This window comes from Shewanella frigidimarina NCIMB 400, assembly GCF_000014705.1.
Taxonomy (GTDB): Bacteria; Pseudomonadota; Gammaproteobacteria; order Enterobacterales; family Shewanellaceae; genus Shewanella; species Shewanella frigidimarina.
Genome location: NC_008345.1, coordinates 4,434,180 through 4,444,193 on the forward strand (window position 1 = coordinate 4,434,180; position 10,014 = coordinate 4,444,193).

General features: G+C 43.7%; 7 protein-coding genes. All 7 read right to left on the reverse strand.

What is annotated here, in order from left to right; genetic code table 11:
* Nucleotides 1-14: 14 nt before the first annotated feature.
* Nucleotides 15-845: a carbon-nitrogen hydrolase family protein gene (locus SFRI_RS19170; RefSeq protein ID WP_011639147.1), complete on the reverse strand. Its 831-nt coding sequence runs from the start codon at nucleotides 843-845 to the stop codon at nucleotides 15-17.
* Complete coding sequence (locus tag SFRI_RS19175) at nucleotides 769-5,100, reverse strand: YhdP family protein (RefSeq protein WP_011639148.1); 4,332 nt, start codon at nucleotides 5,098-5,100, stop codon at nucleotides 769-771. Before SFRI_RS19175 ends, SFRI_RS19170 begins: the two co-directional genes overlap by 77 nt.
* Nucleotides 5,100-6,590: a ribonuclease G gene (gene rng, locus SFRI_RS19180; protein WP_011639149.1), complete on the reverse strand. Its 1,491-nt coding sequence runs from the start codon at nucleotides 6,588-6,590 to the stop codon at nucleotides 5,100-5,102. Before rng ends, SFRI_RS19175 begins: the two co-directional genes overlap by 1 nt.
* Before the next feature lie 81 nt (nucleotides 6,591-6,671).
* On the reverse strand, nucleotides 6,672-7,259 hold the full coding sequence (locus SFRI_RS19185) for a Maf family protein (RefSeq protein ID WP_011639150.1): 588 nt from the start codon (nucleotides 7,257-7,259) through the stop codon (nucleotides 6,672-6,674).
* A gap of 57 nt (nucleotides 7,260-7,316) precedes the next feature.
* The gene (gene mreD / locus SFRI_RS19190; RefSeq protein WP_011639151.1) at nucleotides 7,317-7,808 is read right to left on the reverse strand and encodes a rod shape-determining protein MreD; all 492 of its coding nucleotides are present in this window, start codon (nucleotides 7,806-7,808) and stop codon (nucleotides 7,317-7,319) included.
* Nucleotides 7,805-8,767: a rod shape-determining protein MreC gene (gene mreC / locus SFRI_RS19195; RefSeq protein WP_011639152.1), complete on the reverse strand. Its 963-nt coding sequence runs from the start codon at nucleotides 8,765-8,767 to the stop codon at nucleotides 7,805-7,807. Before mreC ends, mreD begins: the two co-directional genes overlap by 4 nt.
* A gap of 63 nt (nucleotides 8,768-8,830) precedes the next feature.
* A complete protein-coding gene (locus tag SFRI_RS19200; RefSeq protein WP_011639153.1) occupies nucleotides 8,831-9,880 on the reverse strand; it encodes a rod shape-determining protein in 1,050 nt (349 codons plus the stop codon).
* Nucleotides 9,881-10,014: the final 134 nt, after the last annotated feature.

The following is a 10,014-nucleotide window of genomic DNA, read 5'->3' on the forward strand; positions in this document are numbered from 1 at the left end:
TATTTCAACCAGTGTTATTTCAACTGCGGCGCTAAAAATCGATTATGGCCAATCACCGGCATTTGTTGACGAATACGCCTTAGCTCCGTTAAATCGACTTTAGCTTGTACCCAGCCGCATTCAGTGGCTTGCTCTGCAATCACTCGGCCCCATGGGTCGACGATCATACTGTGACCCCACGTTTCTCGACTGCCTTCATTATGTTGTCCCCATTGGCCCGCCCCCAATAAATAACATTGAGTTTCAATGGCTCGTGCTTGTAATAACACCTGCCAATGCGCTTCGCCAGTGACTTTGGTAAAAGCAGATGGTAACGCAATATAGTCTGCACCCGCTAAACGCAACGCTCGAAACATATCGCCAAAACGGATATCGTAACAAACGGCTAAGCCGACTTTGCCAAAAGGGGTATCAATAACACAAATGCGATCACCAGGATGAAAGGTATCACTTTCGCGATAAGTCTTGGTGCCATCGGCGACCTCTACATCGAATAAATGCAGTTTATCGTAATGACCTAGGGTGACGCCATGATCATCAAAAAAATAACAGCGGCTAAAGACTCTACCATCATCTGCACGCATGGGAATGGTGCCGGCAATAAAATACACTTGGTATTGTTTCGCCATTGCCGCTAATGCGTCTTTGAGCTCACTTTGATGCTCGCTGCCAGCATGTTCAAGTTGTTGGCTCTCATGACCACCAAACAATAAACAGCACTCGGGTAACACAACTAATTGCGCTTCATTGGCATCACGGGGTAAGTCTTTAAGCTGTGAGTCGACAAACGCGAGATTGGCTTTGACATCGCGACTGCTTTGACATTGTAATAAGCTTATTTGCATCTCTCACTCCTTGTAGCATAACGACATTAGTTGCAGGCTTGGCCAAAGACTTACTCATTGGCTCTACTTTAGCGTTCTTGGCTGATGGTTGATTCACATCAGATGGATTATCGATAACTGGCATGAGCAGGTCAGAAGGCGAGTTTGGTAACGATTTATCTTCTGATTCACGGCTGTGATTGCCACGCTGAACATCTGCATCAATGTTAGTTGCTGCTTTAGTGTCTATGTTAGCTTTAGTTTCTACGTTAGCTTTAGTATCTACGTTAGCTTTAGTATCTACGTTAGTTTTGGCTTTAGTTCCAATCGTCGTCTCTACACTGGTCTCATCCGCCTGCGGCAAAATTGCCTTAGGTATTTCGATTTCTTTACTCTTACGCTCAAGCTCTTCTAGTTGCGGATTGTCCATGGTACCGGTGACTCGAAATCGAATTTCAGAGATAATTTCAATAACCGGCTCTAACACTTTCGTAAGAGCAAACGCGCCTAAACCCAAAGTCCATGCACTGGTACTCAATAACACCACGGTTGGCACACTTGAGGCAAGTTGCGGCACAAAACGGATATCATAATTTAAGCTTTGGGTGGTTAAGTCGGTATAACCTCTTACTCGCATATTACCAGCAATGGCATCCATTTCAGAATCGGTGGTTTTAACCACACCATTATCAATCGTTAGGTTACCGTTAAAGGTATTGAAATATAAACCTTCGCCGAACACATCCGAAAAATCTAACGATAATTTACGTAATAACGAATCTAAACTGAATAACGAAAACACTCGAGCGCCTTTATCACTAATCTCCGATAAATGACCTTTGCCTAAATCAAACTTAAGTTGGCCATTTAAGGTGTCGAGGGTGAAGTGGTAAGGCGTGCCTTGCCAAGATAACTGGCCGGAGAGATCCAGTGGTGCATCCTGCAGCCCAGGATTAATTTTTAACATGGTCGATAAGTCATCAAACTTGTCGGCCTGTAAATTAACCTCAAATAGGGTTTTATCGATATCATTTTCAACAGACCATAAACCATTAGCCTGTAATGCTACCGTCGGTTTTGTGATGGAAATAGTTTGAAATTGGTAGCCTTGCTTATGTGGTAAACCTTGCAACACTAGGTGACCTAGAGATAAATCATTAACGCTAAAGTCATCCACATCTACGGCTAAAGTAGGCAGATGTTCTAGCATCGAAGTTGGCGCTAACGCAACGGTTTCAGTGCCACTCACGACTGGGGATAAATGCAGCTTTTTCGCAACCACTTTGATGCCTTGATCGCGCCAGTTAGGATAAAAATCGATACGCCCTTCAAACTGTTGTGAATCAGCATCAACGCGCCACACATGTTCAGTGGGTTGAGCATCAAAATGCAGTTTATCAAATGATTGTCCCAATACATTTAATTGGGCGATGTTGGCATGAATACCGGCTAATGTGGGAAATGCAGGTGCTTTAGCGTCAATCGATGAGGTGGTATTTTGTTGTGCCGCAGCACCAGGTAGCTCTGCAGTCGATAATATACGGTCGCGTACCGATGAGGTGATCACTTCAGGTTCTGCGGTAGCACTAAAGCGATTAATAAGCGGAAGCCATTGCGCTAAATCCACTTTTGGCATATCTAAATGTAGATGCCCTTGTTGCTTATTTAAGTTATCACCTAGTCTAAAGTGACGACCAATCATGACATCATAAAAGGCAAGCTGACTGCCACTATCAGCATTAAATCCGCCCCAAAACTCCACATCATTACCCAGTTTAATGCTCAATGATGATTGTTTGTTATCGCCAATAAGATCTGCGCTCAGTTTTCTCGGCTCGTCTGCCGATTTTTGATAAGGCATCGGTAAATCCAATGACGTACCGATAAGATCAGAATTAGCGGAGACTTGTAAACTATAACCACTTGGGTCAAAAATCATGGTTAACCCGCCATTCCAGTCTAGTTGTCCATAATACGTTTCTGTCAGTGGGTTATCTAAACTGGCAGGCAGAGCATCAAGATCCCATTTACCACGCATATCGACATTCAATGCTAAATTGCTGTTGTATTTTCCGGTTTTTACGCTAAACGTTAACGGTTGCTGAAATAATCGAGCCTTAATATTTTTACCTTCAATCAATTGATTCACAAAGCTCACTTGCCCAGATACACCCTGTAAATCTAAGCCGGGTGTGCTAATAAACACTGGATTATTATTAAGGGTAACTTGGCCTTTAATTAATTGTTCACCCCCTTCATATAAGGGAATGGAAAGATCTAATGTGGTATTAATTTGCTTTTGGATCTGCACCACGTCTAACGTTGCCCCGACAGAATCCTGCAGTGAAGAAGCATTAATCACCTTAGTGGCTGCTTGCGCATCGGTAGTGATATCAGCTTCAACTCTTAATAAAGATTCTTTACCAAGATGTGGAATAGAAACTCGTGCACCATCCACCACCACGTTATCGAGTTTGCCCTGGTCAATATGCAAATCCATCATGTCATTTTCAAACAATGCAGAAAGCGTTAGCGAACTAACGGCAGGCCAATCTGGTTGGAATTTAAAGATGCCTTTATCAAGGGTAAAGTCGGCTTGAAATACGCCACTGCTGTCTTGATAAGGGTAATCGCCTAATGCACCATGCCAAACAACTTGCGCATCGTTAATCTGCCCTGCCACTAAACCATCATTAAGGTAGGTGGTTAAATTAGGGCTCATCGCCATTAATGGAAAATAACGCCCAAGATGGGAAACATCATTTATAGTGACATGGGCCGCTAAGCCCATATGTGTTTGTTGGGAAAACTCAAGATTCAAACCGGCTTGCAGGGCAATATCATCATTAATAAATTCAATGTTGGGTACTGTTAAACGTTGCTCGCCGAGATTATAACGCCCCGTAATTGGGCTGCCGCGCATTGCAATTGGTTGACTAAAATCACCGCTAAAATCGAGCGAATATTCCTGCTCTGGTAATGCAAATTCAAGTTGATTATTGGCCCAGGTTAATTGAGCATCAACAGGGCTAATGCCAGGTATTGATTGATAAGGTTGCCACTGTAACTGCTGTAACTCGACTTTGGCGATAATAGGTTTGTCGGCCGATTTATACAGCCTCATCGGCCCAATTAGCCCTTGAGGATTGAGTTGTTGCCAAATGTTCACTTGCTGCTTACCCAAATCGGGCACTAACGGCAACATTGGGGTTAAGTTTGCAGGAACAATCTGGTTAGCATAACCAAAAAAATCCCCCTCGCGAGTACCTATGGCCAACGTCAATGATGGCCAAGTTTGATCGTTAGTTGATAAATCTAAATCGTGACTGTCGATTTTCCAGCCATCGGTTTGTGGGGTCCATTGCAATGAACCAGAGTTAATAGCAAACTTTTGCTGAGTGTCTGCATCGCGCCATTGTAGCCAACTCGGTTTAAAAACCAATATACCATCACGAATTTGACGATTGGCGAATGTCATCCACGCATCGAGGTTTATCACACCTTGAAATTCAATATTATCAGTGTTTTTTTGAGCGGTATGCTGCCTAGAAGCCCATTCACCTAAGTCTAATGAGTCTGCGGTAACATAAAGCTGGCCTGCTACAGTATCGGGTTGATAACCATCACCAGTAAGGTCAATGCGTAATGTTAATTGCTCTTGCTGCGACTTAAGTTGATCGACGTGGATCATACCTTGTGCTTGGTGACGATTAGCGGTGTTTTGCCATAGCAGATTATCGATAAAAATTGGTTGATAAGCATGTTGCTTACTCACCAGTTGTAAGGACGCGTCGGTAATTGAAAAATGCCCCAGCTGTTCTAATAACAAACCATATAACCAATCAAGATTAGCTTTATCGCCCACTGTAGGCTGGCCATCACTAGCTGTTAACTCATCAAGGTTTAACGCCACTTTAACGCCATCAAATACCACAGTTTCAATCTGTGGGCTTAAGGTGAAAAGCGACTGCCAAAAATCGAGTTTGATATGCACATTTTCGCTAATAACGGTAATCGGTAGATTATCTTGTGGCGGTAAGACTAAATTATTAACGGTAAGTGCTGGCCCAAAAGCTTGCCACTCTGCACTCAGTTTATCCATCTGCACATGCAGTTGGTATTCGCTTTCAAGATAATGAATTAACTCAGTACGGACTTCAGGAATATGAGGCAATAAACCACGAATAAGGCTCACTACCAGTGCAAAAAGCACCAGCGCGATAGCCAAAATTTGCCAACATAATCTGTTGATAGTTACTGCCTGAGTTGTCGACACTACATCATCACCACATCATATTTACTTTGAATGTATAACGGTTCATTTTGCAAACGAATACGCTTACCAATGTAGACTTCTAATTCTGCCAGCAAATGCGATTCATCACCACTAAAGCTCATATACACCGCCGGCGAGCAATAAAGCAAAAATTCATCGGCTTTATATGCTCGGTCTAAACGGATAATCTCTCGAAAAATTTCATAAGACACGGTTTCAATCGTTTTCATGGTGCCGGTGCCTTTACAGGAAGGGCATTCACCACACACCACATGCTCTAAACTTTCGCGAGTACGTTTACGGGTCATTTCCACTAAACCTAAGCCCGAAAAACCACTGACACTGGTTTTGACGCGATCTAACGCCAATGCTGCATTTAAGCTTTCTAGCACCCGTGCTTGATGTTCCTTACTTAACATATCGATAAAGTCGATAATGATAATCCCACCCAAATTACGTAATCGTAGTTGTCTTGCAATTGCTTGAGTGGCTTCAAGATTAGTATTGAAAATGGTTTCTTCTAAATTGCGATGGCCAACAAATGCGCCGGTATTAATGTCGACGGTGGTCATGGCTTCTGTTTGGTCAATAATTAAATAACCGCCAGACTTGAGTTCAACTTTACGGCCTAAAGCCCGTTGAACTTCGTTTTCAACATCGTACAATTCAAAGATAGGTGCAGGGCCAGCATAATGCTCAATTTTATCCGCGATTTCAGGCATAAACTCTCGCACAAACTGTTGCAGTTCGGCATAAGTTCGGCGCGAATCGACTTGAATATGGTCAAGCTCGGTTCCGACAAAATCACGAATGATCCGCACTGGTAAGGCTAAGTCTTGATACAGTAACGTGACGCCTTTACGCTTACGACGTTCGCTTACTTTAGCCCACACCCGGCGTAAAAAGGCCGCATCTTGAGCAAGCTCATCTTCACCCACATTTTCCGCAGCGGTTCGAATAATAAAGCCGCCGTCATCATCAACATAAGGAAGAGTAATATTTTTAAGGCGTTGCCGTTCGTCTTCAAGCTCAATACGTTGTGATACGCCAACATGACTAGAGCCAGGCATAAAGACTAAATAACGTGAGGGTAAGGTAATGTCAGTAGTGAGGCGGGCGCCTTTGGTACCGAGTGGGTCTTTGACCACTTGCACCATAATGTCTTGCCCTTGACGCACGAGCTCAGCAATATCACGTACCACAAAGTTGCCTTTTTCGACATCAGCAACACATTCAGTATGAGGAACAATATCTGAGGCATGTAAGAAAGCGGCTTTATCTAAGCCAATATCCACAAACGCGGCTTGCATACCTGGGAGGACACGGCTAATTTTACCTTTATAAATATTGCCGACCAAACCTCGTTTCATACGACGTTCGATATGCACTTCTTGTAAAACACCATGCTCGACTAATGCTACACGCGCTTCTGTTGGCGTGACATTGATAAGTAATTCTGTGCCTTTTTTACGTTGTGCTTTTATGTTCATAAGCCACCAGTATTCGGGTCATGCTCCAATCGTAATATTGACAGCAGTTGCACCACCGTAGATGACCGATTAAAGCAAAGGTTAAGTGTGCTGCATCATGCAGGCTAATAATTCACGTGTTTCAACTAACGGTAGACCGACCACAGCAGAGTAACTGCCAGTAATTGATTTAACAAAACAACCACCCAGTGCTTGTATGCCGTAAGCACCAGCCTTGTCCATTGGTTCACCCGAGCCAACATAAGCATCTATGTCTGCCGCAGATAATTCACAAAAGCTCACTTGGGTACGACATAGTCGGTTAAAGGTATGTTCACCGTCTGTTAATGCTACCGCGGTCATCACTTCGTGAGTTTGACCGGATAATAATGCCAGCATACGCTTGGCATCATTTTGATCTATTGGTTTGCCTAATATCAGACCATTTAACACCACTATCGTATCAGACCCCAGAACTTGAGGCTTAACCACATGACTGCTAAGCGCTAGACCCGCTTGGGCTTTTTCAAGTGCGAGGCGACATACATATTGCTCTGCGGTTTCAGTCGACAAAGGTGTTTCATCAATATTGGGTGCGACGAGCTGAAATGAAAAGTCGAGATGACTAAATCCTGCTTGTGCCAATAATTCTTTTCTTCTTGGTGATGTTGAAGCCAGTACCCATGCCATCGGTTATTTACTCTAATTAGTGTACATTAAAATCATACTCACTTTAGTGTGTATGGATTAACGTACTTTATAATGGCGGCGCATATTGCGTAACACCCAAAACACCCACCACCAAATAAATAAACTCGAAATAGCGGGTAAAAACATGTCCACATTAAATGGGGCTGCGCCAACAACAACAAACTGCACCCAAAATATCACTGCATGATAAATACAAATAAAACATGCAACTAGTAACGACTGTTGCCAGCGAGGATAGTTACGTAACTGTTGGCACAACAACACCACAATATAAATCACTAATGATAATGCTAATGAACGGATCCCTAGATGAGCTCCCAACAACACATCAAGCATCACCCCTAACAACCACGCAGTGAGAATACTGTAACGATGCGGTAGCGCCATGGCCCAATACATCATCACCATCAATAGCCAATCCGGTCGCCAGGCTTCTACCATTTTTGGCAACGGCATAATCTGAAACATCATCCCGATGAATAAGGTCAGCCATACCACTAAGCGACCATTTGCAATATGTGCGCTCATTGGTTTACCTCGCTTGTTACTGGTGTAGTGGTTGTTTCTACGGGTTGAGGTTGGGGTTGGGGTTCTGAAGAATTTGCAGTGGCAGCTGCTTTATCTGCCGCTTCTTTTATTAATTCTTGTACGTCATTAGGCAGCGTAAACGGTTTGGTTTCATCAGGCCAAATAAGCAACACGTATCGAATACGATCTAGCGCTGCCAAAGGTTGAGCATAAATCACGGCATAACTCTGGCCATCATCACGCGACACACTAATAACACGCGCGACGGGATACCCTTCAGGAAAACGATTACCCAAGCCTGAAGTAACTAATAAATCACCCACTATAATGTCAGTACTTTTAGCCACATGACGTAGTTCAATTTGATCAATATCACCCATGCCATTCGCTATTGCCCGCACATCGTTACGGGTAACGCGTACCGGAATACCATGCGTGGTATCTGACACCATCAATACTCGACTGGTAAACTCACTCACTTCAACCACCTGCCCCACAACACCTTGGGCATCAACTACAGGCTGACCAACATAAATGCCGGTTTGCGAACCATGATTTAACACCACAAATTGACGAAATGGGTCACTGGCAACTTCCATGACCTCAGCCACCATTTTACGAGAATCCATGTGCACAGGCGAACCAAGTAATGCGCGTAAACGCTCATTTTCTTGACGTACATGCTCAAAACGTTGTAAACGTTCTGACATAACCAGTTGTTGGCGTAATAATTCTTTGTTTTGCAGTTCAAGCATATTGCGGGTGGCAAATGCCTCGGCCGACCAGTCGAGCATCACCCCTGGCACATTGGCTAAATACTGTAGAGGACTTAATACTGAGGATAAGGATTGGCGTATAGGATCTAGGCGATTATTGGTCATAAGTAATGCCACCGACAATATAATTGCCAGTGTCAATCTAAATTGACTCGAGACGCCACGAACGAAAATTGGTTTCATAAATTGTTCGCAACTTTGTTAACCCATAAAACGTCATTAACAAAGCCGCTCAGCAGTTGATAATTAGTTCTCTTCAGAGAACAAATCACCACCGTGCATATCAATCATTTCAAGGGCTTTACCACCACCACGAGCTACACAAGTCAGTGGGTCGTCAGCAACCATAACGGGAATACCCGTTTCTTGCATTAATAAACGGTCTAGGTCACGTAATAACGCTCCACCACCAGTTAATACCATGCCACGTTCAGAGATATCTGAAGCTAGTTCTGGAGGTGATTGCTCAAGGGCAACCATTACCGCGCTCACAATGCCAGATAACGGCTCTTGTAATGCTTCTAGGATTTCGTTGCTGTTTAAGGTGAAACTTCTTGGTACACCTTCAGCAAGGTTACGACCGCGCACTTCAATTTCAAGCACTTCGTCACCAGGGTATGCGGTACCAATAGTATGCTTAATACGTTCAGCGGTTGCTTCACCAATTAAACTACCGTAGTTACGGCGCACATAATTGATAATAGCATCGTCAAACTTATCTCCACCGATACGCACTGATGAAGAATACACCACGCCATTCAATGAAATAATCGCGACTTCGGTAGTACCACCACCAATATCGACAACCATAGAACCGGTCGCTTCAGATACGGGCAAACCTGCACCAATCGCCGCAGCCATTGGCTCTTCAATTAGGTAAACCTCACGAGCACCAGCGCCCATCGCTGATTCGCGAATAGCACGGCGTTCAACTTGAGTCGCGCCTACTGGCACACACACGAGTACACGAGGACTAGGACGGAAGAAACTGTTGTTATGCACTTGTTTGATAAAGTGCTGAAGCATTTTCTCGGTAACATAAAAATCGGCAATTACGCCGTCTTTCATTGGACGAATAGCTTGAATATTACCAGGCGTTCTGCCTAGCATTTGTTTTGCCTCTCTACCGACTGCAGCAACTGACTTTGGCCCATTGCTATTGCGTTCGCCGCGAATGGCAACCACTGAGGGTTCGTTCAACACGATGCCTTCATCGCGAACATAAATAAGAGTGTTTGCCGTACCTAAATCGATGGATAGGTCGTTAGAAAAAATGCCGCGCAGCTTTTTGAACATGTATCAGGCCTGTATTCTGTGAAATCAGAAGAAGAAAAATCAGCTAACTTTATCAATGACACCCCCATTCTACAAGACCGAACAGGTTAACAATTGCTAATCTGACGTTTTTTTTTATAAAAGTATCTAAAAAA

Excerpts from the sequence above, each read along its gene's own strand:
- SFRI_RS19170 (WP_011639147.1), bottom strand. The coding sequence starts at position 845 with ATGCAAATAAGCTTATTACAATGTCAAAGCAGTCGCGATGTCAAAGCC.
- rng (WP_011639149.1), bottom strand. The coding sequence starts at position 6,590 with ATGAACATAAAAGCACAACGTAAAAAAGGCACAGAATTACTTATCAAT.
- SFRI_RS19185 (WP_011639150.1), bottom strand. The coding sequence starts at position 7,259 with ATGGCATGGGTACTGGCTTCAACATCACCAAGAAGAAAAGAATTATTG.
- mreD (WP_011639151.1), bottom strand. The coding sequence starts at position 7,808 with ATGAGCGCACATATTGCAAATGGTCGCTTAGTGGTATGGCTGACCTTA.
- mreC (WP_011639152.1), bottom strand. The coding sequence starts at position 8,767 with ATGAAACCAATTTTCGTTCGTGGCGTCTCGAGTCAATTTAGATTGACA.
- SFRI_RS19200 (WP_011639153.1), bottom strand. The coding sequence starts at position 9,880 with ATGTTCAAAAAGCTGCGCGGCATTTTTTCTAACGACCTATCCATCGAT.